Below are 25,948 nucleotides of genomic sequence, written 5' to 3' on the forward strand. Positions count from 1 at the left end.
AGCCCGGCCCGCCGCGGATCACCGACGGCGCGGGCGCCGACGCCGCCCGCGCCGCCGGGGGTGTGGTGGTCGGGCACGAGATCCTCCTCAGGACGAGTGGGACGGGACGAGTGGGACGGGGTGGGAACGACTGGTGGCCGGGAACGGTGGCGGCGTTCCGTCCGGGGCCGGCTCGGACCCGGTGGGTGATGGGCCGACGGTAGCAGTCCCCGCCGACCGCGGGACGCCGCCCCGCAGCGGGGCCGGTGCGCGGTCGTGGCCCGGGTGGGCGATGATGGAGCGGGGCCGGCCCCACCTCGCGACCGCGGGTGCGCCCGCTCCCGCCGACCTCCCCCTGCCGAAAGTCGTGACCATGCACCGTGCCGAGCCGCCCGCCGACCGAGGCCCCCGGGGAGCCGCGCCGCGGGCCTGGCTTCTGATGGTCTGCATCGGCCTGCTGGCCCTGACCCTGCGCAGCCCCATCGTGGCCCTGGGACCGGTGCTCGGGGAGCTGCGCGAAGACCTGAGCCTCTCTGCCGCCCAGGCCGGGCTGCTCACCAGCATCCCCGTGCTCTGCTTCGCGGTGGCCTCCCCGCTGGCCTCGCTGACGATCCGCCGCGCCGGGGTGGAGTTCGCCATCACCCTCACGCTGCTGGGCGTGCTGGCCGGCACGGTGGTGCGCTCGGCCGGGGACACCGCGGCGACGATGCTGGGCACGGTGCTGATCGGTGTGGCCATCACGGTGGGCAACATCGCCGTGCCCTGATCATCCGCCGGGACTTCCCGGTGCACCGGCAGGCGGCGGCCACCGGGATCTACACGGCGGCCCTGAACATCGGCTCGACCCTCGCGGCGCTGCTCACCGCCCCGGTCGCCGCGGCGACCGGTTGGCGGATCGGCCTGGCGTCGTCGGTCCTCGCCGTGGTCCTCGCCCTGGTCGTCTGGCTGCCGGCCGTGGGGCGGCGGCGGGCCCGTGGTGCCGGAGCCGCAGCCGGCCGCGGCGCCGCGGCCGGCGGGACGCGCGAGCGGACGGTGGGCCACCGCCGGCCTCGCGGCGGGGTTCTCCGGCCAGGCGTTCGCCTTCTACGGCGTCACGGCCTGGCTGCCGACGCTGCTCGTGGAGGACGTGGGGATGTCCCCGGTCGAGGCCGGGGCGGCGTCCTCCTTCTTCCACGTCTTCGCGATCGCCGGAGCGCTCGGGGTCCCGCTGGCGGCCCGCCGCGCCGACACCGCGGCCGTGGCCGCCGCGGTGGGAGCGGCCTGGCTCTTCCTGCCGCTGGGCCTGCTGCTGGCCCCGGAGCAGTGGTGGGCCTGGACGTCCGTCGGCGGCGTGGCCCAGGGCGGCGGGATCACGGTGATCTTCGTCGCCATCATGCGCCTGGCCCACGACGGCCCCTCGGCCGGGCGCATCTCGGCGGTGGTGCAGGGCGTCGGCTACGGCTTCGGCGCCCTTGCCCCGGCGGTCCTCGGGTTCGTGCACGAGCGCACCCAGACCTGGTCCGCCTCGCTGCTGGTCGTGCTGGCGGCCACCCTCACGTACCTGGTGTGCACCACGCTGGCCGTGCGCAGCGTCGCCCGGCGACCCCGCTGAGACCACTCCGCCACACCCGGCGCCGATACGCACGATCCCGCTGAGCACCGCTCCGGCGGACGCGGCCCCCCGGGTGCCGGTGCGTCCGGTGGGGCACCACCCGGCACGGTGCCGGTCCGTCCTGTGCCCGTCGGGCGCCGTCCCGGCGGTCCCGTCCCGTCGGGCGCCGTCCCGGCGGTCCCGTCCCGTCGGTCCCGGCCCGACGGCGGGGGAGAAAAGCCCCCGGACACGCGCTCGGCGCCGCCGGACGGATCCGGCGGCGCCGAGACGGTGCCGTGCGTGCCGGGGCTCAGCCCACGCCCAGCACCGCGCGGAAGAAGTCGAGGAACATGCCCAGGATCGCGGTGAAGTTGGGGTTGAAGAAGGCGTCGAACGAGCCGTCGAGGTTGATCATGACAGGTCCTTCCGGAGGGGGGGTGCAACGGTCCGGGCGGCCGGGGGAGTCGACCGCCCGCGCCCAACCTAGCGGAACCGTTCGCAGTTGCGAATGGTCTTTCGGTCAGTTCTGGGGCGGTGCCCCCGGGCGGGTCGGGGACGGGGCCGCGGCGGCGCGCAGGGCCTGCTCGTGGGCCCGCGCCTCCTCCCCGCCGATGGCCTCCCCGCGGGCCACCATGCCGGCGGTGTCCGACAGGGGGATCTGCTTGAGGAGCACCGCCAGGAGGAATGCCACGAGCATGAACGGGATGAGGTACCAGAACACCGGGGCGAGGGACTCCGCGTACGCGGCGACGACGCCCTCGCGGACGGGCTCGGGCAGCTGCGCCAGCGTCTGCGGGTCCAGGGTCGCCGTGGCCTGCCCGGCCTGCTCGGCGGAGGCGCCGGCGCCGGTGAACACCGCTGTGAGCCTCTCGGAGAGGTTGGTGGTGAAGATCGCCCCGAAGATCGCCACGCCGAGGGCCGCGCCGACCTCGCGGAAGTAGTTGTTGGTGCTCGTGGCGGTGCCGACCAGCGACGGGTCCACGGCGTTCTGCACCACGAGGACGACGACCTGCATGATGAGGCCCAGCCCGGCGCCGAACACGAACAGGTACACGCAGATCAGCCAGATCGGCGTGGCCGCGGTCAGGGTGGTCATGGCGAGCATGGCGGACGCGGTGACGAGCGTGCCCGTCGGCGGATAGGCCCTGTACCGGCCCGTGCGGGAGATCCTCAGCCCGGACCAGATCGAGGTGCCCATCAGTCCGACCATCATGGGGACCATGAGCAGCCCGGACTCCGCCGCCGAGGTGCCCGAGGACATCTGCAGGAACGTCGGGACGAAGGCGATGGCGGCGAACATGCCCAGGCCCAGGGTGAAGCCGATGGCGGTGGCGTTGACGAACACCGGGTTGCGGAACAGCCCCAGGGGGATGATCGGGTCCTCGGCCCGGGTCTCGTTCCACACGAACAGCCCCGCGGCCACGAGCAGCCCCCCGGCCCAGGCCCACGTGCCGGGCGCGCTCCAGCCGTGCTCGGCGTCCCCGCCGAACTCGGTGAAGAAGATCAGGCAGGTCGTCGCGGCGGACAGCAGCAGGACGCCGGCGACGTCGATCCTGCGGGTCGCGCGCTTGTGCGGCAGCGTGAGGGTGAACCAGGCGATCGCGAAGGCCGTGATGCCGATCGGGATGTTGATGTAGAAGGCCCACTGCCAGGTCAGGTGGTCCACGAAGTAGCCCCCGAGCAGCGGCCCCGCCACGGCGGAGAGCCCGAAGATGCCCCCCAGCGGACCCATGTACTTGCCGCGCTCGGAGGCCGGCACGATGTCGGCGATGATCGCTTGGGAGAGGATCATGAGCCCGCCGCCGCCCAGGCCCTGGAGCGCGCGGAAGGTGACGAACTGCCAGAACCCGGTGGCCACGGCGCAGCCGACGGAGGCGAGGGTGAACAGGGCGATGGCGACCAGGAACAGGTTGCGCCGGCCCAGGACGTCGCCGAACTTGCCGTAGACGGGCATGACGATGGTGGTGGCCAGCAGGTAGGCCGTGGTGATCCAGGCCTGGTGCTCCACGCCGCCCAGATCGCCGACGATGGTCGGCATGGCCGTGGAGACGATCGTCTGGTCGAGGCTGGCGAGCATCATCCCGGCGATCAGGGCGGAGAAGATGATCCAGATGCGTCGCTGGGTCAGCACCAGCAGCGGCGCGTCCTGCGCGACCGCGGGCGGGGTGGTGGTCATGGGCTTCCTTCGATGTCCGAGGACGGGTCTGCGGGGGGTGCGGCTCCGGGGGAGGCGGCCGGGGGGATGCCCGCGGACCCCTCCGCCGACGCCGGCGGGACGGCGGCGGGAGCACAGAACAGGATCCCCGCCAGGCGGACGTTGCGCGCCAGCCGGTCGGCGAACTCCGCCGACGGCGGGGACTCCTCCGGGTCCGGACCGGCGGGACGCCCCTCGAGGAGCTCGTGCACGGTGTGCCCGGCCAGATGCGAGATGGCGGCCGCGGCGACGCCGGGGAACGGGTCGCCGGCCGCGCAGCCCTGCCGGCGGGCGATCAGCGCCGCGAGCTGGGCCACGTGGCGGTCCATCGACTCCGCGAGCCGCTGCAGGAGCACCGGCTCCCGCCGCAGGACCTCCAGCATCAGGGCCCGGTCGTGCGGGCCCTCCAGCAGCGCGAAGGACCGGACGACGAGCTGCTGGAGCGCCTCCAGGAGACCCGGTCCCCGTGGATCGCGGCCACCGGCCACGAACTGCTCCCCGAAGGCCTCGAGCGGGTCCCGCGCCGGGGTGCCCAGCACGGCGTCGTCCTTGGAGGCGAAGTAGTTGAAGAACGTCCGGCGGGAGATCCCGGCCTCGGCGCACAGCTGCTCCACGGTGAAGCCGCCCAGGCCGTGGGCGGCCGTGAGCCGGCGGGCGCCGGTGATCAGCGCTCGCCGGGTGCGGCGCATCCGCTGCTCCCGTGCGCCGTCGCTCATCGGGCTCGCCCCGGATCCGTCAAAGATTGCACTCTCCCAAGCATAGTGCAATTCAGGATGGTCGATGTCCTGGTGCGGGAGAACCGCCCCTCCGTAGGCTGGGAGAAGCCCGCACCCGCACCGGAGGAGGCCCGCCATGGCCGAACACGACGACGCCGGACTGCAGCTGATCGGCCTGCACGGACGCAAGCAGGCGGGCAAGGACAGCTGCGGGGACCGCTTGGTGAGCGCCCACGGCTACTCCCGGGTGGCCTTCGCCGATCCGCTGCGGCTGTTCCTGGTCCGCCTCGACCCGCTCGTGGGCGTGCGGGCCGGCCGGCCGCTGCGGCTCTCCACGGTCCTCGCCGAGGCCGGCGGGGACTGGGGCCGGCTCAAGGACGAGACGCACGACCCCGTCCACCGGGAGGTCCGCACCCTGCTGCAGAAGATCGGCAACGAGGCCGGCAAGGCCGTCTTCGGAGAGACGGTCTGGGCCGACCGCGGCCTGGAGACCGCCCGGCGGCTGGGCGGGCGGGTCGTGTTCACCGACGTGCGCTTCGACGTCGAGGCCGCCGCCGTCACCCGGGCGGGCGGCCGCGTGGTGCACGTGGTGCGCCCGGGCCCCACCGGTCCGGAGGACCCGCACCCCTCCGAGGCGGGCATCGACCCGCACTGGATCAGCGCCACCCTCGTCAACGACGGGACGCTCCAGCAGCCGTGGGCGAAGGTCGACGCCCTGGTGCTCAGCGGGCCGGGGGACCCGCGCTGAGACCGACCAGCTCGGCGCTGCGCTCCCAGAGGGCGTCGGCGAGCGCGTCGTCCTGCGCTCGCGGGTTCGTGCGGGCCGGCTTCTTCTTCTCGTAGTAGCCCCCGGAGCGCCAGTCCCGCCCGGGCGTGCCCTCGGCCAGCCACACCAGGGTCTCCGCGCCGCGTTCGGGACTGATCATCAGCCGGCGGCCCAGGCGGGTGCCGTAGAGAAAGCGCAGGGGAGTGCTGGTCGAGGAGGCGAAGTTGGTCGCCACGCCCCCGGGGTGGAACGCCGCGGCGGCCAGCCCCTGCTCGCCGTGGCGGCGGGCGAGAGCACGAGCGAAGAGGATGTTGGCGAGCTTGGTGTCCCCGTAGGCCCGCTGCGGCGACCACCGCCGGTCGTCGCCGAGGTCCTCGGGGCGGAACCGGCCCAGCCGGGCGGCCACGCTCGAGGTGTTCACCACCGCCGCCCCGCTCTCCAGCAGCCCGTCCAGCAGCAGCTGGGTGAGCAGGAACGGCGCCAGGTGGTTGACCTGCCACGTCATCTCGTGCCCGTCCTCGGTGAGCTCACGGCGGTCGAAGATCCCGCCCGCGTTGTTGACCAGCACGTCGATCCGCGGCACCGCCTCCCGCAGCTCCCCGGCGAGGCGGCGCACGTCGGCCAGCCGCGCGAAGTCGGCGCTGAAGTGCCGGGCTCCGAGCGGACGGGCCACCGCGGCGGTCTTCTCGGCCGAGCGGCCGACGACCACCACCTCGTGCCCGTCGGCGGAGAGACGGCGTGCGGCGGCGGCGCCGATGCCGTCGCTGGCACCGGTGATCACGATCGTGCGCGGGTCGTCCTGCTGCTCCACGGGTCCTCCTCGGACGAACGGTGCGAAATGAACGGTGCGAAGGAAAAGCTTCGGAAGAGACGGCGTGGGCCCAGGATAGCCGCGCGGCGGGGACGGACCCGCTGCGCGGGCGGAATAAGCGGCCGGGCGGGGCCGTTGCGGCACGCATGACGGAAAACACCACCACCGTGCCCGCGACCATCGACCTCCAGGACCTCGGGACGGTGCACCGTCTCGGCTTCGGCGCCATGCGCATCGTCGGCGAGGGCGTGTGGGGAGAGCCCGCCGACCGTGACAACGCCGTGCGCGTGCTGCGCCGGGCCGTGGAGCTGGGCGTCGACTTCATCGACACCGCCGACGCCTACGGCCCCGACGTCAGCGAACGGCTCATCGCCGAGGCCCTCCACCCGTATCCCGCCGGTCTGCGGATCGCCACCAAGGTCGGCTTCGCCCGCACCGGACCCGGGCAGTGATCCCGCTGGGCCGCCCGGAGTACCTGCGCCAGCAGGCGGAGCTGAGCCTGCGCAAGCTCCGCGTCGACGCCCTCGACCTGCTCCAGCTGCACCGGATCGACCCCCAGGTCCCGGCCGAGGAGCAGTTCGGCACCCTGCGCGAGCTCCAGCAGGAGGGCAAGGTCCGGGCGCTGGGACTGTCCCAGGTGACGGTCGAGCAGCTCGCGGCCGCCCAGGACCACTTCGCCGTCGCCACGGTGCAGAACCGCTACAACCTCACCGACCGCTCCTCCCAGGACGTCCTGGACCACGCCGCCGAGCACGGCATCGGCTTCATCCCCTGGGCCCCGATCTCGGCCGGGGAGCTGGCCTCCCCGGGCGGGCCGGTCGCAGCGGCCGCCGAGCGGCTCGGCGTCACCACGTCCCAGATCGCGCTGGCCTGGCTGCTGCGCCGCTCCCCGGTGATGATGCCCATCCCGGGCACCGCCTCCCTCGAGCACCTCGAGGAGAACATGGGCGCCGCCGGGATCCAGCTCGACGACGCGACCTACGAGGAGCTCACCGCCGCCGGCTGACCCGCCACGGCCCACGGCAACCGCACCGACACCGCACCGCACCGCAACCGCAACCGCAACGGAGGAGCAACCCACCATGGCTCGTGTTCTGATGATCGTCTCGGCCGCCGACGCCCTGACCATGCGCGACGGCACCGTGCACCCCACCGGCTTCTGGGCCGAGGAGCTCGTCGTCTCGCACCGGGTGCTGCGGGAGGCCGGGCACACCGTCGAGATCGCCACGCCCGGCGGGCGCCGGCCCACCGTCGACCAGGTCAGCCTCGCCCCGGAGATGGCCGGGGGCCAGGAGCAGGCCGACGGGTTCCGCGCCTATCTGGAGCAGATCGACGCGGAGCTGTCGGCGCCCCTCGTCCTGTCCGAGGTCGACCCGGCCGACTACGACGCGTTCGTGCTGCCCGGTGGGCACGGGCCCATGGCCGACCTCGTGCAGGATCCGTCCCTCGGCCGGATCCTGTCCGCGGCCGACCGGGCCGGGCGGCTCATCGCCCCGTTCTGCCACGGTCCCGCCGGCCTGCTCAGCGCCCAGGACGACGGAACCTTCCTGTTCGCCGGGCGGCGCCTCACGGCCTTCACCAACGAGGAGGAGCTGGGCGGGGGCACCGGCGAGAACACCCCCTGGTTCCTGGAGACCGTGCTGCGCGAGAAGGGCGCCGTCGTGGAGACCGGGCCCGCGTGGTCCAGCCACGTGATCCGCGACGCCAACCTGGTCACGGGACAGAATCCGCAGTCCAGCCGCTCCGTGGCCGAGGTGGTGCTGGAGGCGCTCGGGGAGTGAGACCCCGAGGGGGCCGGGGCGGCCCCCGCGGCGGCCTGTCCGCTTTCCGCACGGCCTGTTGTCCTGCCGGACACCGGAGCGGAACAATCCGAACCGGTTCAGCAGCGAGCCCATCGACATCTCCGCGCCCCCGGAGGACGTGCCCATGGTCTCCCTGCCCCGCCCCGCCGCGCCGCTGGTGGACGCCCATTACGTCCTGCCGCTGAAGTGGTCCGACGACGAGGACCTGCCCGGTCTCGCCGCCTACCTCGCCGAGGTCGTCCGGTGGCTGCCCGTCACCGTGGTCGACGGGTCCGCGGAGGAGCTCTTCCAGGCCCACCGGCGCGCGCTGCCCGGCGCCGTGCGGCTCCTGCGCCCGGAGCCGTGGCCGGGGGCCAACGGCAAGGTCGCCGGCGTGATGACCGGTGTGCGCCGCGCGGCCGAGGAGCGCATCGTGCTGGCCGACGACGACGTGCGCTACACCCGCGACGCTCTGGCCGCCGTGGTCGGCCTGCTGGCGGAGGCGGAGCTCGTCCGGCCGCAGAACTACTTCCTCGACCTCCCGTGGCACGCCCGCTGGGACACCGGCCGCACCCTGCTCAACCGCGCCCTGGGCGGCGACTACCCGGGGACGCTGGGCGTGCGGCGCTCGGCCCTGCTCGGCGCCGGGGGCTACGACGGCGACGTGCTGTTCGAGAACCTGGAGCTCATGCGCACCGTCACGGCCGCCGGCGGACGGCAGATCCGGGCCCTGGACGTGCTCGTGGGCCGGGTCCCGCCCTGTGCCGCGCACTTCGCCGGTCAGCGGGTGCGGCAGGCCTACGACGACTTCGCGCAGCCGGGACGGCTGGCCGTGGAGCTGACGTGGCTGCCCGTGCTGCTCTGGTCCGCCCGCCGCCCACTGCGCGTGGCGGGGCTGTGCCTGCTGGTCTGCGCGGTGGCCGAGGCCGGCCGGCGGCGCGCCGGGGGCCGGCGGGTCTACCCGGCGAGCACCGTGCTGTGGGCCCCGGTGTGGGTGCTCGAGCGCTCGGTGTGCGTGTGGGCGGCCCTGGGCGCCCGGTGGCGCGGCGGCGTGCCGTACGCCGGCGCACGGCTGCGCACCGCGGGGCACTCCCGGGCCGCCCTGCGCCGGCGGCTGCGGGAGCGGCAGGCCTCGGGCGCGGGCACGCACGGCGAGCGCCGGGAGCCGGGCGGCCGACACCGTCCGCCGGAGGGGACCGCCCCCGGCGGCGGGGAGCAGGGCGGTATGCTCAGCACACTGATCGAGTGAGGAGACCCATGTTCACCCCGCACGTGGCCGACGGCATCCATCGCATCACCCATGCCCATGTCAACTGCTATCTCGTCGAGGACGACGACGGCGTCACCCTCGTGGACGCCGGGCTGCCCAGCATGTGGCCCATGCTCCTGGCGGCCCTGGAGGAGCGGGGGCGGCGTCCCGACCAGGTGCGCGCGCTCGTGCTGACGCACGCGCACTTCGACCACGTCGGCTTCGCCCGCCGCGCGCAGGAGGAGTGGGGGGTGCCGGTGCTCGGGCACCCCGCCGACGCGCGGCTGGCGGCCCACCCGTACCGGTACCGCCCGGAGCGCAACCGGTTCCTCTACCCCTTCGGCCACCCGCGGTCGCTGCCGCTGCTGGGCCGGATGGCCGCGGCCGGGGCGCTGGCCGTCAAGGGCGTGCGGGACCTCAGCCCCCTGGAGACCGGGACGGCGCTCCCGGTGCCGGGCCGTCCCGTGGTGGTGCACACCCCCGGCCACACGGACGGGCACTGCATCCTCGACCTGCCCGACCGCGGCGCCGTGCTCAGCGGGGACGCGCTCGTGACCCTGGATCCCTACACGGGCCGGCGGGGCCCGCAGATCGTCGCGGCGGCCGCCACCGCGGACACGACCGCGGCCCTGGACTCCCTCGACGCCGTGGCCGCCACCGGGGCCGGCACGGTGCTGCCCGGCCACGGGGACCGCTGGACGCAGGGCGCGGAGGCCGCGGCCCGGCACGCCCGCGCCGTGGGCGCCCACTGACCGGTCCCGGAGGCCTCCGGAGCCCGCGCCGAGCGCACGCGGACACGGGCGGGGGCCCGGGACGGCTCCTCCGTCCCGGGCCCCCGCCCGTGTCCGCCCGGTGCTCCCCGGGATGTCCGTGGGAGGCGGCGCCGGGCCCTACTCCCTGTTGAGCTTGTCCTGCAGGGCGCCGGCGGCCTTCTCCACCCGGTTGGACACCTCGGTGGTGCCGTAGAACCGGGCGTCGGGGTGGGTGGGAGGCGGCATCGGCACCCCGGCCATGGGCTCGTCCTTGTACCCGAACTCGCCGTTGCCGTCCGGGGTCGGCCCGGACGCCCAGGAGCCCTCCGCGGCGGTCGCCCCGTCGGAGAAGTTGTAGTAGTCGTAGGAGAACTCGGTGGCCTCCTTGGCCTGCGGGAAGTTCGAGGGCACCGGCATCTGCTCCAGCCCGTCGGCCTGCAGCTCCTTGACCGCGGCCATCCACTGGTTCTGGTGCATGGTGTCGCGGGCCAGCAGGAAGGAGAGCATGTCCCGGATGCCCTTGTCGTCGGTCATGTGGTAGAGCCGGGCGACCTGCAGCCGGCCCTGCATCTCGGCGTTGACGTTGGAGGACATGTCCGCCAGCAGGTTCCCGGAGGCGGTGACGTAGGACCCGGACCAGGGGTTGCCCATGGAGTCCACCGGCCGCGCCCCGGCCCCGGCGACGATGGCGTGCTGCAGGTCGGTGCCGCCGATCACCGCCGCGACCGCCGGGTCGGACTGCACGGCGTCCTCGGTGATGCCCAGGGGTGCCTTCTCCAGCAGCTGGGCGACCATGGTGGCGAGCATCTCGATGTGGCCGAACTCCTCGGCGGCCGTGCCGAAGAGCAGGTCCCGGTACTTGCCCGGGATGTGCGCGTTCCACGCCTGGAAGCTGTACTGCATCGCCACGGTGATCTCGCCGTACTGGCCGCCGATCACCTCCTGCAGCTTGCGCGCGTAGACCGCGTCCGGGGCCTCCGGGGTGGACTTGTACTGGAGCGTCTGGCTGTGCGTGAACATGTGTGCCTCCGTCGTGGATTGCAGTGGCCCGGCGACGGCGGAGCGCTGGTCCGCTCCGCCGCACCCCGGTGAGGCCACCCTAATCCGCCCGCTCGGAGATGTGAAGTGTGCTGATAAAGTGGGTGCGTCCGCACGGACCCCGTTCCGACAACCCTTGCCGACGACCTTGGAGGAGAACCTGTGAAGCAGCTCAGCATCGACGCACCCGGAGGCCTCGACCGGCTCCGCCTCGTGGACGCCGCGGAGCCCGGCGCCCCCGGCCCGGGCGAGATCCGGGTGCGGGTGCAGGCCAGCTCCCTGAACTACCACGACTATCTCGTCGTCTCGGGCGGCTCGCGCACGGCGGACGGCCGGATCCCCATGGCCGACGGCGCGGGCGTCGTGGAGTCCGTGGGGGAGGGCGTCGAGGAGTTCGCGGCCGGGGACATCGTGGTCTCCTGCTTCTTCCCGCTGTGGCAGGACGGGCCGCCGGTGGACGCCGACTTCTCCCGCGTGCCCGGCGACGGGCTCGACGGCTACGGCCGGGAGGTCGTGGTGCGCCCGGCCACGTGGTTCACGCGCGCCCCGGCCGGCTGGTCGGCGGCGGAGGCGGCGACGATCCCCACCGCCGGGGTGACCGCGTGGCGGGCGCTCGTGGTGGACGGCGGGCTGCGCGCCGGCGAGGTCGTGCTGGCCCTGGGCACCGGGGGCGTCTCCGTCTACGCGGTGCAGCTGGCCAAGGCCATGGGCGCCACCGTGGTGGCGACCTCGTCCTCCGCGGAGAAGCTCGAGCGCGTCCGCGAGGTCGGGGCGGACCACGTCCTCAACTACCGGGAGGACCCGCAGTGGGGCCGCACCGTCCAGGAGCTCACCGGCGGGCGCGGCGCCGACCACGTCGTGGAGGTCGGCGGACCGGGCACCCTGTCCCAGTCCCTGCGCGCCGTGCGCATCGGCGGGCACATCTCCCTGGTCGGTGTGCTCACCGGGCGCGGGGGCGAGGTGCCCACGGCGCTGCTGATGGCCAAGCAGGCGCGCCTGCAGGGCCTGATCGTCGGCAGCCGCCGCGACCAGGCCGACTTCGTGCGCGCGCTGGAGAGCACCGGGATCCGGCCGGTGATCGACCGCCGGCACGGCCTGGCCGACGCGGCGGAGGCCTTCCGGACGATGGAGGAGGCCCGCCACTTCGGCAAGATCGTGCTCGAGCACTGAGCCCGCGCGGCGAGCCCGTCCCGGGCACCGGGGCCCTGTGGGGTCGCCCGCGGCCGGCGGAACGATAGGCTGGCAGGGCAGATCCGGGAAGGAGCTCGATGACCGACCACGCCACCCGCCCCGCCGGCGCCCGGCACCCGCTCCGGCTGGCCCCCGCCGTCGCCGCCGCCGTGGCCCTGACCGGGTGCGGCCCCGACCTCGACACGCCCGAGGGCACCACCCGGGCCTTCGTGGACGCCATGGCCGAGCGGGACTGGGCGGGCGCCTGCGAGCTGCTCTCCCACGACCTCGTGCACCGGTCCATGGACGGCAACTCGCAGTACTGCCCCGCCTACCTGGAGCGCCGGCACCAGGACACCGACCGCTACCGCACCCTCGAGGTCCAGGGCGAGGCCTCCGCCACCGAGGAGGGCCACCGGCTCCGGGTCGCACCCGAGGACGCCCCGGACCGGACCGAGGAGGTCGTCGTGGTCGAGGAGTCGGGGCGCTTCGTGCTGCTGCGCTACCCCGGCCGCGACACCGCCACCCGCTGACCGCGATCCGCTGACCGCACTCCGCGCGCACGCGCCCACAGGAAGGACCGCCATGACCGATCCGCAGACCGTTCCCGCCGCCCCGGCGGCGTCGTCGCCGGAGGGGGAGACCGTCGAGATCTGCCGCAACCTCATCCGGATCGACACCTCCAACTACGGCAGCGGGGACGCCAAGGGCGAGCGGCGGGCCGCGGAGTACGTCGCGGGCCTGATCGAGGAGGTGGGCCTGACCACGACGCTGCTGGAGTCCGCCCCCGGGCGCGCCAACGTCTTCGCCCGGCTGGAGGGCACGGATCCGTCCGCCGACGCCCTGCTGGTGCACGGGCACCTGGACGTGGTCCCGGCGATCGCCGCCGACTGGTCCGTGGACCCGTTCGCGGCCGAGGTCCGGGACGGGATGATCTGGGGCCGCGGGGCCGTGGACATGAAGGACATGGACGCCATGATGATCTCGGTGCTGCGCCACATGGTGCGCACCGGCACCCGGCCGCGACGTGACATCGTGTTCGGGTTCTTCGCCGACGAGGAGGCGGGCATGGTCTACGGCTCGCACTGGATCGCCGAGCACCACCGCGGGCTCTTCGACGGGGTCACGGACGCGATCAGCGAGGTCGGCGGCTACTCGGCCACCATCGGCGGCCGGCGCGCCTACCTGCTGCAGACGGCCGAGAAGGGCCTGATGTGGCTGCGGCTCAACGCCCAGGGCACGGCCGGGCACGGCTCCCAGATCAACGACGACAACCCCGTCACCCGCCTCTCCAGCGCCCTGGCCAACATCGGGCAGTACCGGTGGCCGGTGGAGCTCACCAAGACCACCCGGGCGTTCCTCGACTCCGTCACGGAGCTGACCGGGGTGGAGTTCGACCCGCAGAACCCGCAGCGGCTGCTCGCCGAGCTGGGCTCCGTGGCCCGCTTCGTCGGCGCGACCCTGCAGACCACGGCCAATCCGACCATGCTGGAGGCCGGGTACAAGGTCAACGTCGTCCCGGGCTCGGCGCAGGCCGGACTGGACGTGCGCTACCTGCCGGGCCAGCGCGAGATGGTGCTGGAGAAGCTCGCGGAGCTCGCCGGGGACGGCGTGGGCTTCGAGTTCGAGTCCGACGACATCGCCCTGGAGGTGCCCTTCTCCGGCAACGTGGTCGACGCCATGGTCTCCGCCCTGCACGTCGAGGATCCGGAGGCGGTGGTGCTGCCGTACATGCTCTCCGGCGGGACGGACAACAAGTCCCTGGACCCGCTGGGGATCACCGGCTACGGGTTCGTGCCGCTGCGGCTTCCGGACGAACTCGACTTCCCCGCCATGTTCCACGGCGTGGACGAGCGCGTGCCGGTGGACTCCCTGGAGTTCGGCTCCCGCGTCCTGCACCGGCTGCTCAGCAGCTACTGACCACCCCGGCCGCCCGGCCTCGCGCCGGGGCCCGACGAAGGAGCGAGATGGACCGCGCGGACGCCGCACCGGCCGAGACCCGGGTGCGCGAGACCCTGACGCCGGAGACCCTGCTGCCCGACGAGCTGCTGGAGACGTTCCGTGCGCGGGCCGGCGGCTACGACCGGGAGAACCGGTTCTTCGACGAGGACTTCGCGGACCTGGTGCGCATCGGCTACCCGCTGATGCTCGTCCCGCGGGAGTTCGGGGGCCTGGGCTTCACGCTGCGCCAGGCCGCCGCGGCGCAGCGCCGGCTGGCGGCGGCGGCACCGGCCACGGCGCTGGGCTTCAACATGCACCACGTGCTCGTGGGCGTGGGGCACACGCTGCGGCTGCGCGGGGACGAGCGCGCCCGGGGCATCTTCGAGCAGGCCGCGGCCGGGGAGATCTTCGCCTTCGGCATCTCCGAGGCGGGCAACGACGCCGTGCTCTTCGACGCGGCGACCACCGCGGAGGCCACCGCGGACGGGTACCGGGTCACCGGCACCAAGATCTTCACCTCGCTCTCCCCGGTCTGGACCCGACTGATCGTCCACGCCCGGGACGACGCGGACCCGCGGGCCCCGCTGGTCTTCGGCTTCGTCGCCCGCGACGAGGAGGGCATCGAGATCCTCGACGACTGGGACACCCTGGGGATGCGCGCCTCGCAGTCGCGCAGCACGGTCCTGCGCTCGGTGCGGCTGCCGGCCGACCAGGTGCTCACCCGCACCCCGGCGGGCCCCAACCCGGACCCGGTGGTGTGGGGCGTCTTCGGCTGCTTCGAGCTGCTCCTGGCGGCGGTCTACACCGGGATCGCCGACCGGGCGGTGCAGCTGGCCGCGGAACTCGCCGGGGCCCGCCGGTCGCGGGCCAAGGGGGCGTCCTACGCCCAGGACCCGGACATCCGGTGGCAGATCGCCGAGGCCGCGCTGCTGCGCGACGGGGTGGAGCTGCAGCTGGACCGGCTGACCGCCGACGTCGACGCCCTGGGCTCGGCCGGCGCCCCGGACCACGGGCCCCGCTGGTTCCTGCTGTTCTCCGGGGTCAAGCACCGGGCCACGGAGACGGCCCGGCAGGTGGTCGACATCGCGATGCGCACCTCCGGAGGCGCCCAGTACTCCCGGGGCGGGGAGCTGGAGCGGCTCTACCGCGACGTGCTCGCCGGGATCTACCACCCCTCGGACAGCGAGTCGGTGCACGCGGCCGTGGCCAAGGCGCTGCTGGGCCCGCTGGAGGCCTGAGCCGCGACCGCCCGTCCAGGGCGGGGCTCAGATGGTGCGTTCGACGCGCATCACGCGGCGGCGCAGCCAGTACCTGCGGGTGCCGCCGTAGAGGAGCACGCTGCGGGTCAGCTCCCACTTGCCGTACTCGGCGTGCTCGCGCAGCCGGGCCCGGGCCTCACTGAGCCGTTCGTGCGGGGCGACGGTCAGCAGGAGGTACTCGTAGCGCTGGTCGGCGTCGTGCAGCAGGGTCGCCGAGCTGGTGCGGACTTGTTCTCTCATCGGTCCCCATTCTGCACGGATAAGCGCTAACGTCTACTCCATGAGTCATGATCCTCGTGCCGCGCTGCAGTCCCTCGTGAGTGCCTTCGAAGAACACCTCGCCGCCGCCTCCAACCGCCGCGGTGACGACGACCCCGCGGTCGACGGGGCCTACATCGCGATCGCCGACGCCTTCGACGCCTACGAGGAGGCGCTCTACGACGCCTACGACGAGGTCACCCCGCTGACCGTCTTCGCCGAGGAGGAGGACGACTCCGACGACGACTCGGACGAGGACGACGACGAGGACGACGACGAGGAGCTGCTCGAGGACAACGAGATGCTCGACGAGGACCTCGTCGACGAGGAGGACTACGAGGACCTCGACGACACGGACGGGGCGCGCTCGTCCCGCTGACGCCCGCCGCTCCACGCCGCGCCGAGGCACGGCCCCGCTCGAGGGGCCGTGCCTCTCGCTCGTCCGGGCCTGTCCCGCCGCCTCCGGCGCCACCGGTGCCGTAGGGTGGCCGGGTGAATTGGATCGAAAGCATCATTCTGGGCCTGGTGCAGGGCCTGACGGAGTTCCTGCCGGTCTCCTCCTCGGCGCACCTGCGGATCGTGGGGGAGTTCCTGCCCAACAGCGCGGACCCGGGAGCGGCGTTCACGGCGATCACGCAGCTGGGCACCGAGACCGCCGTGATCATCTACTTCTGGCGCGACATCGTCCGGATCCTCAAGCAGTGGACCCTGTCGCTGGTGGGCCGGGTGGAGCGCTCCGACCCGGACGCCCGGATGGGCTGGCTGATCATCCTGGGCTCCCTGCCGATCGGCGTGCTCGGGCTGCTGCTGGAGGACTACATCGACACGGAGTTCCGCTCCCTGTGGATCACCGCCACGATGCTGGTGGTCTTCGGCGTGATCCTGGCCGTGGCGGACCGGGTGGGCCGCCAGGCCCGCCACCTCGACGACCTCACCGTGAAGCACGGCGTGCTCTTCGGGTTCGCCCAGGCCCTCGCCCTGATCCCCGGCGTCTCCCGCTCCGGCGGCACGATCACCGCCGGCCTGCTGATGGGCTACACCCGCGAGGCCGCCGCCCGCTACGCCTTCCTGCTGGCCATACCGGCGGTCTTCGCCTCGGGGCTGTACAAGCTGGCGCGGACGCTGGGGGAGCCGCAGTCCGGGCCCTACGGCATGGCCGAGATCCTGCTGGCCACGGGCATCGCGTTCGCCGTCGCATACGTGATCATCGGCTGGTTCATGCACTACATCTCCAACCGCAGCTACACCGTCTTCGTGTGGTACCGGATCGCGCTGGGCCTGGCGATCTTCGTCCTGCTGGGCCTGGGCGTGCTCAGCGCCTGAGCGCGGGCGGGACGGCCCCTGCGGGTCCGGTAGGTTGAGAGAGGTCCCGCGCCGCGGCGACCGCCCCCGCCCCGTACCCGATCCCTCCGAGGTGAGCATGAAAGCCTGGTCCGCCCGACCCGTCCCCGACCTCCCCGGCGAGGCCCCCCTGCCGGTGGTGCAGGACACCCGGCTGCGGCGGCGGGCGGAGCTGCCCCGGCAGGAGCGGGCGAGCCTGTACGTCTGCGGGATCACCCCGTACGACGCCACGCACATGGGCCATGCCGCCACCTACGTGGCCTTCGACGTGCTGCACCGGGCGTGGCTGGACGCGGGCACCCCGGTGGACTACGTCCAGAACGTCACCGACGTGGACGACCCCCTGCTCGAGCGGGCCGAGGCCACGGGCGTGGACTGGCGGGAGCTGGCCGCGCAGCAGACCGAGCTCTTCCGCACCGACATGAGCGCCCTGAACGTCCTCCCGCCCCAGCACTACGTGGGCGCCACGGAGGTCGTCGACCGGATCGTGCCCGCCGTCGAGGACCTGCTCTCGCGCGGCCTGGCCTACCGGGTGCCCGGAGCCGGCGGAGAGCCCGACGGCGACGTCTACTTCGACGTCGCGGCCGCCGGCGCGCCCGAGGCCGCGGACGGGTGGGCCCTGGGCGACGTCTCCCACCTGGAGCCGGAGCAGATGCTGACGCTGTTCGCCGAGCGCGGCGGGGACCCGGAACGCCCGGGCAAGCGCCACCGGCTGGACCCCATGCTGTGGCGCGTGCACCGCCCGGGCGAGCCCGCCTGGGACGGGTCGTCCCTGGGGGCGGGCCGGCCGGGCTGGCACATCGAGTGCTCCCTCATCGCCCTCCAGCACCTGCCCGCTCCGTTCACCGTCCAGGGCGGCGGCTCCGACCTGGTCTTCCCGCACCACGAGATGGGCGCCGGGCACAGCTGGGCCCTGACCGGCCGGCCGATGGCCGAGCACTTCCTGCACACCGGCATGGTCGGCCTCGACGGGGAGAAGATGTCGAAGTCCCGCGGCAACCTGGTGCTCGTCTCCCGGCTGCGGGCCCAGGGCGTGGACCCGGCGGTGATCCGCACCGCGATCCTCGCCCACCGCTACTCCGAGGACTGGTTCTGGACCGACCTCGTGCTCGCCGGCGCGGTGGCCCGGGTGGACACCTGGCGCCGGGCCCTGGCCGCGGCCCCCGAGGGCAGCGCGGCCCCGTTGCTGGCGGGCGTGCGCACGGCCCTGGCCGACGACCTGGACACGCCCGCGGCCCTGGCGGCGCTGGACGACTGGGCCGCCCGCGCGCTGACCGGCCCCGCGCAGCCCTCCGCGGCGGACGCGCGCCTCGTCCGGGACCTCGTGGAGGCCCGTCTGGGCGTGGTGCTCTGAGCTCCCGCACCGCCGCGGTCCCGCGGCGGTGCGGCCGCGCTCACTTCTCGTCGCGGCGCCGGCGCAGGTAGCGCTCGAACTCCTTGGCGATCGCGTCCCCGGTGGCCTCGGGCAGGTCCGTGGTGTCCTTCGCCTCCTCCAGCTGCTGGACGTAGGCGGCGATCTCGGGGTCGTCCGAGGCCAGCTCGTTCACCCCGCGCTCCCACGCCTCGGCGTCCTCGGCGATGACGTCCAGCGGCAGGGTGATGTTGAGCAGCTCCTCGATTTCCCGCAGCAGCGCCAGCTCCGCCTTCGGGGACGGGGACTGCGCGACGTAGTGCGGCACGGCCGCCCACAGGCTCACCGTGGGGAACCCGCCGAGGGAGGCCATGTGGGACAGGACCCCCACGATCCCGGTGGGGCCCTCGTACTGGGAGGGGTCCACGCCCAGCTCCTCCTGCAGCTCCGCGGTGTCCGAGGTCTTGGTCACCGGGATCGGCCGGGTGTGCGGCACGTCCGCCAGCAGCGCCCCCACCATCACGACGAAGTCGACGTCGAGCAGCGTCGCCTGCTCCAGCAGCTCCGCGGTGAACGAGCGCCACCGGTAGGACGGCTCCCAACCGTGCAGCAGGACGAGGTCCAGGTTGGTGCCCGGCACCGTGGCCGTGGCCAGCTTCGTCGTCGGCCACACGATCTTCACCTCGCCGGTCGCCGCGCGGCGCACGATCGGCCGGGAGAACTGGTAGTCGTAGAAGTCGTCCGAGGTGACCTCGAAGACGTCCTTCGCCCCGTAGTGCTCGGCCAGGAACTGCACGGCGTCCGTGGCCGCGTCCCCGGCGTCGTTCCACCCCTCGAACGCGGCCACCAGCACGGTCACCCGCTCCTGGTCGCCGCTCTCACGGACCACGCCGAACGGGCCGGCCTGGGGTCGGGGGAACGTCTCGTCGAAATTGCTCACGCTCCCACACTACGCGCAGGCGCATCCACGGCAAGGGGACCGCCGGGCCCGGGCCCCGTGTTGCGGGAACTACGATGGAGGCCATGCCGACCCCGTCCGCCCCGCGCCCCGACGCCCCCCTGCCCACCGCGGTGCTCTTCGACATGGACGGCACCCTGGTGGACACCGAGCCGTACTGGCTCGAGGCCGAGATCGCGCTCGTCCGCGCCCACGGCGGGACCTGGGCCGAGGCCGACTCCCTGGCCATGGTCGGCACCGGCCTGGAGGACGCCGCGGCGGTCTTCCAGCGCGCCGGGGTGGCCCTCACGGTCCGCGAGATCGTCGAGCACCTGCTGGGGCAGGTCGTCGCCCGCACCCGGCAGCGCACCGTCCACCGGGACGGTGCGCCCGAGCTCGTCGCGGCCCTGCGCGAGCGCGGCGTGCCCCTGGCCCTGGTCACCAGCAGCGAGGCGCCCCTCGCCGAGGTCGTCGTCGAGCCTACGGCCGGCCCGGGCATCGACGTCGTCGTCACCGGCGACCTCGGCCACCCGCCAAACCCGCCCCCGACCCCTACCTGCTCGGCGCCGCCCGCCTGGCCGAGCGCGTCGGCCGCCCCCTGGACCCCCGCGGGATGGTCGCCGTCGAGGACTCCCGCACGGGGGTGCGCTCCGCGACCGCGGCGGGGATCTACACCGTGGGCGTGCCCAATCTGGTCCCCCTGCACGACTCCGGGGCGGACACGGTGCTGCCCACGCTCGCCGGCCTGACGCCCGAGGACCTCGGGCGGCTCGTCGCCGGGGTCCGCGCGTGAGCGGCCGACGCGCCGCCGGGGTGCCCCTGGGCCGGATCGGCGGGGTGCCCGTCACCCTGTCCTGGTCCTGGTTCGTGATCGCCGCCGTCACGGTGCTCCTCTACACCCCCGTGCTGCTGCGCGCCTACCCCGAGCTGGGCGCGCTCAACTACGCCGCCTCCCTCGGCTTCGCCCTCACCCTCGCCCTGTCCGTGCTGCTGCACGAACTGGCCCACGCCTGGACGGGCCGCGCCTTCGGCTGGCCCACCGGGCGGATCGTGCTCAGCCTCCTCGGCGGGCACACCCACTTCGGGGACGTGCGCACCACCCCGCTGGCCTCCGCGGCCGTCTCCCTGGCCGGGCCCGCCGTGAACCTGGTCCTGGGCCTGGCCGGCTGGGCGCTGCTGCGCACCGCGGACCCCGCCCCGTCCCTCGGCTGGGTCCTGCTCGACCTCACCACCTGGGCCAACCTCATCGTGGGCCTGTTCAACGTGCTGCCGGGGCTGCCCCTCGACGGCGGCCGCGTGGTCGAGTCCGTGGTCTGGGCGCTCACCGGCCGGGAGCACCGCGGCACCGTGGTGGCCGCCTGGGCCGGGCGCGTCCTGGCCGTCCTCCTGCTGGTCGGCACGGCCGCCACGGGCCTGTGGCGGCAGGCCCCCGCGCTCGTGCTCGTGGTCCTGATCGCCGCCTTCATGTGGCAGGGCGCCGGCGCGTCGCTGCGCTCCGCCGGATCCTCTCCCGCCTGCACGGGGTCAGCGCCACGGCCCTCGCCGAGCCCGCGCTCAGCGTGCCCCACGACGCGTCCCTGGCCCGCACCGACCAGCTGGTCGTCACCCACCTCGCCGCCCGGCACCCCGGCGCGGGCGGGGCCGTGCCGCACGTGGTGGCCGTGGACGCGGGCGGGCGGCCCGTGGGCCTGCTCGTGCCGGCCGCCGCCGACGCCGTGCCCGACGACCGGCGCGCGGGAACGCCCCTGGGGGCCGTGCTGGAGCGGCTGCCCGAGGGCGCCGTGCTGCCGGGGGAGCTGCAGGGGGAGTCGCTGCTGCGCGCGGTCGCCCGCACCGAGCACCCCCGCTACGTGGTCACCGGCCCGGCGGCGCGCCGGCCGGGGTGCTGCGCAGCGCGGCCCTCGAGCGGCTGCTGGCCGGCTGAGCCCACCGGCGCCCGCGGCGGCGGCCGCGCGTCGCGGCGGCACGGCACGGTGACACAATGGGGGAGGACCCACGGTCCTGCCGGGTCCGCCGCAGGACCCCGCACCGCAACGCCATCCCGTGAAAGTGAGCCGATGACCGGAACCGCTGACCAGACCGCCGCCCCCACGCCCGCCACCCCGCGGGGCGCCCTCAACCGGCGCGGTCCCTTCCGGGCCGGGGAGCGCGTGCAGCTCACCGACGAGCGCGGGCGGATGAACACGGTCACCCTCGCGGCCGACGGCGAGTTCCACTCCCACCGCGGCGTGCTCAGCCACGGCGAGCTCATCGGCCGGCCGGAGGGCACCGTGGTGGAGAACTCCGCCGGGTTCCGCTACCAGGCCCTGCGCCCGCTGCTGAAGGACTTCGTGCTGTCCATGCCGCGCGGCGCGGCGGTGGTCTACCCCAAGGACGCCGGGCAGATCGTCACCATGGCCGACATCTTCCCCGGGGCCCGGGTGGTCGAGGCCGGCGTCGGCTCCGGCGCGCTGTCCATCTCCCTGCTGCGCGCGGTCGGCGACGAGGGGCACCTGCACTCCTTCGAGCGCCGGGCGGAGTTCGCCGACATCGCCCGCGGCAACGTCGAGACCATGTTCGGCGGGCCCCACCCCGCCTGGCGGATCACCATCGGCGACCTGGCCCAGGAGCTCGGCCAGTACGAGCAGCCCGGCTCCGTGGACCGCGTGGTCCTGGACATGCTCGCCCCCTGGGAGTGCCTCGACGCCGTGGCCACGGCCCTGGCCCCCGGCGGGGTGGTCATGTGCTACGTCGCCACCGTCACCCAGCTCTCCCGGACCGCCGAGGCGATGCGCGCGGACGGGCGCTTCACCGAGCCGGACGCCTCTGAGACCATGGTGCGCGGCTGGCACGTCGAGGGCCTGGCCGTGCGCCCGGACCACCGGATGGTCGCCCACACCGGCTTCCTGCTCTCCGCCCGCCGCCTCGCGGACGGCTCGGAGCGGCTGGCGCCCAAGCGCCGGGCCTCGAAGTCCGAGTACAGCCAGGAGGACCTCGACGCCTGGACCCCCGTGGCCCTGGGCGAGCGCGACGTCACCGACAAGAAGCTGCGCCGGGCCGGCCGGGAGGCCCTCGGCCTGGCCGAGCGCGCCGCCCGGGCCACGGAACCCGCGAGCGCCGGCACCCCGGACCCCGGCACCCCGGACGGCGGCAGCGCGGCGCCGGCCGCTCCGGTCCCCGGGGAGGAGCAGGAGGACCGCCCGTGAACGAGCCCCCTCAGCAGCAGGCCGTCCCGGCCGACGCGGAGCAGACCCGCCGGGCCCTGACCACCGCCCAGCGGCAGGTCAACATCCTCCGGGACCAGAAGCGCGCCCTCGACAAGCAGCTCGCCGCCGCCGGGACCCAGAACCAGAAGCTGGTGCGCCTGCTCGACGCCACCCGCACCGAGATCGCCCAGCTCAAGCGCGCCCTGGAGAACGACCTCGTCCCGCCCCTGAGCCAGGGCACGGTCGTGCAGGTCAACCCGGGACACGCCCCCGTGGGCGAGCAGACCGGCAGCGGGCCGGCCGTGACCGAGCGCACCCTGGACGTCCTCGTCGCCGGCCGGCGGATGCGGGTGGCGCTGAGCCCCCTGGTGAGCTTCGCCGCGTGCGAGCCCGGGCGCCAGGTGCTGCTCGACCAGAACTACACCGTCGGCGCCGTCCTGGACTACGAGCAGACCGGGGAGGTCGCCACGGTCAAGGAGATCGTCGACCACGACCGCGTGCTCACGGTGGGCCGCTCCGACGAGGAGCGGGTGCTGCTGCTCTCCGGGCTGCTGCGCCGCCGGCGCCCGGAGATCGGCGACGCCGTGTCCATCGACCACCGGACCGGCTTCGCCCTCGAGCCGATCGAGCGGACCGACGTCGAGCAGCTCGTCCTCGAGGAGGTCCCCGCCGTCTCCTACGACGACATCGGCGGCCTCGGCCCCCAGATCGAGCAGATCCGCGACGCCGTGGAGCTGCCCTTCGTCCACCCCGAGCTCTACCGCGAGCACGGCCTCACCCCGCCCAAGGGCATCCTGCTCTACGGGCCCCCCGGCAACGGCAAGACCCTCATCGCCAAGGCCGTCGCCCGCTCCCTCGCCGAGCGCGCCGCCGACCGCGCCGGCCGCGAGAAGGCCCTGGGCTACTTCCTGAACATCAAGGGCCCGGAGCTGCTGGACAAGTACGTGGGGGAGACCGAGCGCCAGATCCGCTCCATCTTCCTGCGCGCCCGGGAGCAGGCCGTCCGGGGCGTGCCCGTGGTCGTGTTCTTCGACGAGATGGACTCCCTGTTCCGCACCCGCGGCTCCGGGCTGTCCTCGGACGTGGAGACCACCATCGTCCCGCAGCTGCTGACCGAGATCGACGGCGTGGAGCGGCTCGACAACGTCATCGTCATCGGCGCCACCAACCGCGAGGACATGATCGACCCCGCCGTGCTGCGCCCGGGCCGGCTCGACGTCAAGATCCGCATCGACCGCCCCGACGCCCAGGGCGCCGCCGAGATCCTGCGCCTCTACGTCACCGAGGACCTGCCCCTGCGCCGGGCCGAGGTCGACGCCGCCGGCTCCCGCGCGGGCGCCGTCGAGACCCTCGTGGACGCCGCGGTGGCCCGGATGTACGAGAAGAGCCCCGCCACGCGGTTCCTGCACCTGAGCTACCGCGACGGCACCGAGGAGACCCTCTACTTCAGCGACTTCACCTCCGGGGCCGTGATCCGCAACGTGGTGGACCGGGCCAAGAAGCAGGCCATCAAGGACCTGCTCACCACCGGGGAGCGGGGCCTGGGCCGCGCCCACCTGGTCCGCGCGGTGGACGAGGAGTTCCACGAGCAGCAGGACCTGCCCAACACCTCCAACCCGGAGGACTGGGCCCGGATCTCCGGGCGCCGCGGCGACACCATCACGGACCTGCGCGTGGTCCTGCACCGCGACCCCCACCCCGCCGGGCCGGCCACGCCGCCGGCGCCAGCAGGGGAAGCACCGGGGGACGCACCGGGGGAGGCCGGCGCATGACCGTCCGCCGTGTCATGGGCGCCGAGACCGAGTACGGTGTGCTGGCCACCGGCAACCCGCACGCCAACGCCACCGTGCTCTCCACCCAGGTGGTCACCACCTACGCCGCCCTGGTGCGCCGCCGTCTCGGCGCGTCCCGCACCACCGCCGACTGGGACTACCACGGCGAAACCCCTTTGGAGGACGCCCGCGGCTTCACCGTCCCGCGCGAGCAGGCCGACCCCTCCCAGCTCACCGACGTCGCCCCCGTGCTCACCGCGGAGGAGGTCGCCGCCGAGGCGCTGCGCGAGTCCGGGCCCTGGGCGGAGTCCATGGACTGGGCCCAGGTCGTGATGAACACCGTCCTGCCCAACGGCGCCCGCCTCTACGTGGACCACTCCCACCCCGAGTACTCCTCCCCGGAGGTCACCACCCCCCGGGACGCCGTCCTCTGGGACGCGGCCGGGGACCGCGTGGCCCTCGACGCCGTGCGGGCCGTGGCCGCCAGCGCCGCGAGCACCGGCCTCGACGTCGTGAACCTCTACAAGAACAACACCGACAACAAATCCGTCTCCTACGGCGCCCACGAGAACTACCTGGTGCCCCGCACCGTGCCCTTCGACCGGCTCGCCGCGGCCCTGCTGCCCTTCTTCGCCTCCCGCCAGGTGATGTGCGGCGCCGGCCGCGTCGGTCTGGGCCCGCGCGCCGGCGCCCGGGCTTCCAGCTGAGCCAGCGCGCCGACTTCTTCGAGCGCGAGATCGGGCTGGAGACCACCGTCCACCGGCCCATCGTCAACACCCGGGACGAGCCCCACGCCGAGCGCGGCCGGCACCGCCGCCTGCACGTCATCATCGGCGACGCCAACCTGTCCCACACCGCCGGACTGCTCAAGTTCGGCACCACCTCCCTGGTCCTGGGCCTGGTCGAGGCCGGCGCCGCCCCGGACATCGGCCTCGCCGACCCCGTGGCCGCCCTGCAGGCGATCAGCCACGACCCGTCGCTGCGCGCCACCATTGCGCTCCGGGACGGCCGGGAGCTCACCGGGGTCCAGCTGCAGCGGCTCTACCTCGAGGCCGCCCGCGCCCACGAGGCGGCCGGCGGGGGACCCGACCCGCAGACTCGGGAGGTCCTCGAGCTGTGGGAGGAGGTCCTCGACGCCCTCGAGACCGACCCGCTGTCCCTGGCCGACCGGCTGGACTGGGTCGCCAAGTACGCGCTGCTGCGGGGCTACCGCGAGCGCGACGGGCTCGCCTGGGACGACCCCCGCCTGACGCTGGTCGACCTGCAGTACGCCGACGTGCGCCCCGAGAAGGGGCTCTACCACCGGCTGGTCGCGGGCGGGCGGATGCGCACGCTCTTCGGCGCCGAGGAGATCGAGCGGGCGGCCGGCGCGCCGCCCGCCGACACCCGCGCCTGGTTCCGGGGCCACCTGGTCTCCCGGTTCCCCGACGACGTGCTCACCGCCAACTGGGACTCGGTCTCCCTCGCGCTGCCGGGAGTCCGCCGCGGCGCGCGGATCGCGATGCCCGAGCCGCTGGACCTCACCCGTGAGGACGTCGGCCCCCTCGTGGGGTCCGCCCCCGACGCCGAGCACCTCGTCCGCGCCCTCGCCGGCGCCCGCCCCGCCCTCGTGCACACCGGCTCCCTCGGCTGAGCACACCCACCCACCACTCCAGGAGGACCCCTCATGGCCCAGGAACGCATCTTCGGCTCCGGCGCCCAGCGCCGCGAGGAGACCGAGCTCCCCGAGCCCGGCGCCCCCGCCCCCACCCAGCCCGCCGCCCAGGCCCGGACCAGCACCGGCAGCGCCGACGACCTGCTGGCCGAGATCGACGGCGTGCTCGAGTCCAACGCCGAGGAGTTCGTGAAGGGCTTCGTCCAGAAGGGCGGCCAGTAGCC

General features: G+C 74.3%; 24 protein-coding genes and 2 pseudogenes. 20 read left to right on the forward strand and 6 right to left on the reverse strand.

Going from position 1 to position 25,948, the window contains the following annotated elements; all coding sequences use genetic code 11:
• Positions 1 to 352 precede the first annotated feature (352 nt).
• Entirely contained in the window at positions 353 to 745 is a 393-nt protein-coding gene (locus BJF77_RS22540) for a hypothetical protein (RefSeq protein ID WP_255396170.1), read from the forward strand.
• A gap of 210 nt (positions 746 to 955) precedes the next feature.
• Positions 956 to 1,570: a hypothetical protein gene (locus BJF77_RS22545; protein WP_255396172.1), complete on the forward strand. Its 615-nt coding sequence runs from the start codon at positions 956 to 958 to the stop codon at positions 1,568 to 1,570.
• Positions 1,571 to 2,069: 499 nt separating this feature from the next.
• On the opposite strand, the gene BJF77_RS07105 is transcribed toward BJF77_RS22545, so the two are convergent.
• Both BJF77_RS07105 and BJF77_RS07110 read right to left on the reverse strand, forming a co-directional pair.
• Positions 2,070 to 3,725, reverse strand: a complete 1,656-nt coding sequence (locus tag BJF77_RS07105) for an MDR family MFS transporter (protein ID WP_075871706.1) — start codon at positions 3,723 to 3,725, stop codon at positions 2,070 to 2,072.
• On the reverse strand, positions 3,722 to 4,459 hold the full coding sequence (locus tag BJF77_RS07110; protein ID WP_075871707.1) for a TetR/AcrR family transcriptional regulator: 738 nt from the start codon (positions 4,457 to 4,459) through the stop codon (positions 3,722 to 3,724). The genes BJF77_RS07105 and BJF77_RS07110 overlap by 4 nt, the downstream gene beginning before the upstream one ends.
• A 136-nt stretch (positions 4,460 to 4,595) precedes the next feature.
• On the opposite strand from BJF77_RS07110, the gene BJF77_RS07115 reads away from it, so the two are divergent.
• Positions 4,596 to 5,207 (forward strand): hypothetical protein, encoded by a 612-nt coding sequence (locus BJF77_RS07115; protein ID WP_075871708.1) that lies wholly within the window; start codon positions 4,596 to 4,598, stop codon positions 5,205 to 5,207.
• On the opposite strand, the gene BJF77_RS07120 is transcribed toward BJF77_RS07115, so the two are convergent.
• Complete coding sequence (locus BJF77_RS07120; protein ID WP_075871709.1) at positions 5,182 to 6,036, reverse strand: SDR family NAD(P)-dependent oxidoreductase; 855 nt, start codon at positions 6,034 to 6,036, stop codon at positions 5,182 to 5,184. The two genes, BJF77_RS07115 and BJF77_RS07120, sit on opposite strands and share 26 nt — an antisense overlap.
• A gap of 146 nt (positions 6,037 to 6,182) precedes the next feature.
• Between BJF77_RS07120 and BJF77_RS07125 the strand changes: the two are divergent.
• The 4 genes and pseudogenes from BJF77_RS07125 (at position 6,183) to BJF77_RS07140 (ending at position 9,818) form a co-directional block, all read left to right on the forward strand.
• Positions 6,183 to 7,042: pseudogene (locus BJF77_RS07125) on the forward strand (aldo/keto reductase).
• 76 nt (positions 7,043 to 7,118) lie between these two features.
• Positions 7,119 to 7,817 (forward strand): type 1 glutamine amidotransferase domain-containing protein, encoded by a 699-nt coding sequence (locus BJF77_RS07130; protein WP_075871710.1) that lies wholly within the window; start codon positions 7,119 to 7,121, stop codon positions 7,815 to 7,817.
• A 145-nt stretch (positions 7,818 to 7,962) separates the two neighbouring features.
• Positions 7,963 to 9,066, forward strand: coding sequence for a glycosyltransferase family 2 protein (locus BJF77_RS07135; protein WP_075871711.1), 1,104 nt, complete (start codon positions 7,963 to 7,965; stop codon positions 9,064 to 9,066).
• 8 nt (positions 9,067 to 9,074) lie between these two features.
• Entirely contained in the window at positions 9,075 to 9,818 is a 744-nt protein-coding gene (locus BJF77_RS07140; protein WP_075871712.1) for an MBL fold metallo-hydrolase, read from the forward strand.
• Between the two features lie 138 nt (positions 9,819 to 9,956).
• On the opposite strand, the gene BJF77_RS07145 is transcribed toward BJF77_RS07140, so the two are convergent.
• Positions 9,957 to 10,838, reverse strand: a complete 882-nt coding sequence (locus BJF77_RS07145; RefSeq protein ID WP_047801758.1) for a manganese catalase family protein — start codon at positions 10,836 to 10,838, stop codon at positions 9,957 to 9,959.
• Positions 10,839 to 11,018: 180 nt separating this feature from the next.
• Here BJF77_RS07145 and BJF77_RS07150 point away from each other — a divergent pair, with 180 nt between their 5' ends.
• From BJF77_RS07150 to BJF77_RS07165, 4 genes are all read left to right on the forward strand, one after another.
• Complete coding sequence (locus BJF77_RS07150; RefSeq protein WP_075871713.1) at positions 11,019 to 12,026, forward strand: NAD(P)-dependent alcohol dehydrogenase; 1,008 nt, start codon at positions 11,019 to 11,021, stop codon at positions 12,024 to 12,026.
• Between the two features lie 98 nt (positions 12,027 to 12,124).
• Positions 12,125 to 12,559 (forward strand): hypothetical protein, encoded by a 435-nt coding sequence (locus BJF77_RS07155; protein ID WP_075871714.1) that lies wholly within the window; start codon positions 12,125 to 12,127, stop codon positions 12,557 to 12,559.
• 52 nt (positions 12,560 to 12,611) lie between these two features.
• The gene (locus tag BJF77_RS07160) at positions 12,612 to 13,946 is read left to right on the forward strand and encodes a M20/M25/M40 family metallo-hydrolase (RefSeq protein ID WP_075871715.1); all 1,335 of its coding nucleotides are present in this window, start codon (positions 12,612 to 12,614) and stop codon (positions 13,944 to 13,946) included.
• A gap of 47 nt (positions 13,947 to 13,993) precedes the next feature.
• Positions 13,994 to 15,205: an acyl-CoA dehydrogenase family protein gene (locus BJF77_RS07165; RefSeq protein ID WP_075871716.1), complete on the forward strand. Its 1,212-nt coding sequence runs from the start codon at positions 13,994 to 13,996 to the stop codon at positions 15,203 to 15,205.
• 27 nt (positions 15,206 to 15,232) lie between these two features.
• Here the strand turns inward: BJF77_RS07165 and BJF77_RS07170 are convergent, their stop codons facing one another.
• Complete coding sequence (locus BJF77_RS07170) at positions 15,233 to 15,466, reverse strand: DUF5703 family protein (protein WP_047801764.1); 234 nt, start codon at positions 15,464 to 15,466, stop codon at positions 15,233 to 15,235.
• 40 nt (positions 15,467 to 15,506) lie between these two features.
• Here BJF77_RS07170 and BJF77_RS20475 point away from each other — a divergent pair, with 40 nt between their 5' ends.
• From BJF77_RS20475 to mshC, 3 genes are all read left to right on the forward strand, one after another.
• Complete coding sequence (locus BJF77_RS20475; protein WP_047801765.1) at positions 15,507 to 15,863, forward strand: hypothetical protein; 357 nt, start codon at positions 15,507 to 15,509, stop codon at positions 15,861 to 15,863.
• A gap of 113 nt (positions 15,864 to 15,976) precedes the next feature.
• The gene (locus BJF77_RS07180; RefSeq protein ID WP_075871717.1) at positions 15,977 to 16,807 is read left to right on the forward strand and encodes an undecaprenyl-diphosphate phosphatase; all 831 of its coding nucleotides are present in this window, start codon (positions 15,977 to 15,979) and stop codon (positions 16,805 to 16,807) included.
• A 97-nt stretch (positions 16,808 to 16,904) separates the two neighbouring features.
• Positions 16,905 to 18,179, forward strand: coding sequence for a cysteine--1-D-myo-inosityl 2-amino-2-deoxy-alpha-D-glucopyranoside ligase (gene mshC / locus BJF77_RS07185; protein ID WP_075871718.1), 1,275 nt, complete (start codon positions 16,905 to 16,907; stop codon positions 18,177 to 18,179).
• Between the two features lie 40 nt (positions 18,180 to 18,219).
• Here mshC and BJF77_RS07190 read toward each other — a convergent pair whose 3' ends face one another.
• Positions 18,220 to 19,116 carry a PAC2 family protein gene (locus BJF77_RS07190; RefSeq protein WP_053004689.1) on the reverse strand — a complete coding sequence of 299 codons (897 nt, stop codon included), beginning with the start codon at positions 19,114 to 19,116 and terminating at the stop codon, positions 18,220 to 18,222.
• Positions 19,117 to 19,199: 83 nt separating this feature from the next.
• Here BJF77_RS07190 and BJF77_RS07195 point away from each other — a divergent pair, with 83 nt between their 5' ends.
• From BJF77_RS07195 to BJF77_RS07220, 6 genes and pseudogenes are all read left to right on the forward strand, one after another.
• Positions 19,200 to 19,862: an HAD family phosphatase gene (locus BJF77_RS07195; protein WP_255396171.1), complete on the forward strand. Its 663-nt coding sequence runs from the start codon at positions 19,200 to 19,202 to the stop codon at positions 19,860 to 19,862.
• A gap of 40 nt (positions 19,863 to 19,902) precedes the next feature.
• Positions 19,903 to 21,090, forward strand: a complete 1,188-nt coding sequence (locus BJF77_RS07200; RefSeq protein ID WP_075871719.1) for a site-2 protease family protein — start codon at positions 19,903 to 19,905, stop codon at positions 21,088 to 21,090.
• 80 nt (positions 21,091 to 21,170) lie between these two features.
• A complete protein-coding gene (locus BJF77_RS07205) occupies positions 21,171 to 22,298 on the forward strand; it encodes a tRNA (adenine-N1)-methyltransferase (protein ID WP_075871720.1) in 1,128 nt (375 codons plus the stop codon).
• Entirely contained in the window at positions 22,295 to 24,070 is a 1,776-nt protein-coding gene (gene arc / locus BJF77_RS07210) for a proteasome ATPase (protein WP_075871721.1), read from the forward strand. The genes BJF77_RS07205 and arc overlap by 4 nt, the downstream gene beginning before the upstream one ends.
• Positions 24,067 to 25,703: pseudogene (gene dop, locus BJF77_RS07215) on the forward strand (depupylase/deamidase Dop). Before arc ends, dop begins: the two are co-directional and overlap by 4 nt.
• 33 nt (positions 25,704 to 25,736) lie before the next feature.
• On the forward strand, positions 25,737 to 25,946 hold the full coding sequence (locus BJF77_RS07220) for a ubiquitin-like protein Pup (RefSeq protein WP_047801771.1): 210 nt from the start codon (positions 25,737 to 25,739) through the stop codon (positions 25,944 to 25,946).
• Positions 25,947 to 25,948: the final 2 nt, after the last annotated feature.

Source organism: Kocuria sp. CNJ-770 (assembly GCF_001942375.1).
GTDB lineage: Bacteria > Actinomycetota > Actinomycetes > Actinomycetales > Micrococcaceae > Kocuria > Kocuria oceani.

Bases quoted from the DNA above. Each gene is read 5' to 3' on its own strand.
- BJF77_RS07105 (WP_075871706.1), bottom strand. From the start codon at position 3,725: ATGACCACCACCCCGCCCGCGGTCGCGCAGGACGCGCCGCTGCTGGTG.
- BJF77_RS07115 (WP_075871708.1), top strand. From the start codon at position 4,596: ATGGCCGAACACGACGACGCCGGACTGCAGCTGATCGGCCTGCACGGA.
- mshC (WP_075871718.1), top strand. From the start codon at position 16,905: ATGAAAGCCTGGTCCGCCCGACCCGTCCCCGACCTCCCCGGCGAGGCC.
- BJF77_RS07135 (WP_075871711.1), top strand. From the start codon at position 7,963: ATGGTCTCCCTGCCCCGCCCCGCCGCGCCGCTGGTGGACGCCCATTAC.
- BJF77_RS07130 (WP_075871710.1), top strand. From the start codon at position 7,119: ATGGCTCGTGTTCTGATGATCGTCTCGGCCGCCGACGCCCTGACCATG.
- BJF77_RS07165 (WP_075871716.1), top strand. From the start codon at position 13,994: ATGGACCGCGCGGACGCCGCACCGGCCGAGACCCGGGTGCGCGAGACC.
- BJF77_RS07205 (WP_075871720.1), top strand. From the start codon at position 21,171: ATGACCGGAACCGCTGACCAGACCGCCGCCCCCACGCCCGCCACCCCG.
- BJF77_RS07110 (WP_075871707.1), bottom strand. From the start codon at position 4,459: ATGAGCGACGGCGCACGGGAGCAGCGGATGCGCCGCACCCGGCGAGCG.
- BJF77_RS07220 (WP_047801771.1), top strand. From the start codon at position 25,737: ATGGCCCAGGAACGCATCTTCGGCTCCGGCGCCCAGCGCCGCGAGGAG.
- BJF77_RS07145 (WP_047801758.1), bottom strand. From the start codon at position 10,838: ATGTTCACGCACAGCCAGACGCTCCAGTACAAGTCCACCCCGGAGGCC.
- BJF77_RS20475 (WP_047801765.1), top strand. From the start codon at position 15,507: ATGAGTCATGATCCTCGTGCCGCGCTGCAGTCCCTCGTGAGTGCCTTC.
- BJF77_RS07140 (WP_075871712.1), top strand. From the start codon at position 9,075: ATGTTCACCCCGCACGTGGCCGACGGCATCCATCGCATCACCCATGCC.
- BJF77_RS22540 (WP_255396170.1), top strand. From the start codon at position 353: ATGCACCGTGCCGAGCCGCCCGCCGACCGAGGCCCCCGGGGAGCCGCG.
- BJF77_RS07160 (WP_075871715.1), top strand. From the start codon at position 12,612: ATGACCGATCCGCAGACCGTTCCCGCCGCCCCGGCGGCGTCGTCGCCG.
- BJF77_RS07155 (WP_075871714.1), top strand. From the start codon at position 12,125: ATGACCGACCACGCCACCCGCCCCGCCGGCGCCCGGCACCCGCTCCGG.
- BJF77_RS07195 (WP_255396171.1), top strand. From the start codon at position 19,200: ATGCCGACCCCGTCCGCCCCGCGCCCCGACGCCCCCCTGCCCACCGCG.
- BJF77_RS07170 (WP_047801764.1), bottom strand. From the start codon at position 15,466: ATGAGAGAACAAGTCCGCACCAGCTCGGCGACCCTGCTGCACGACGCC.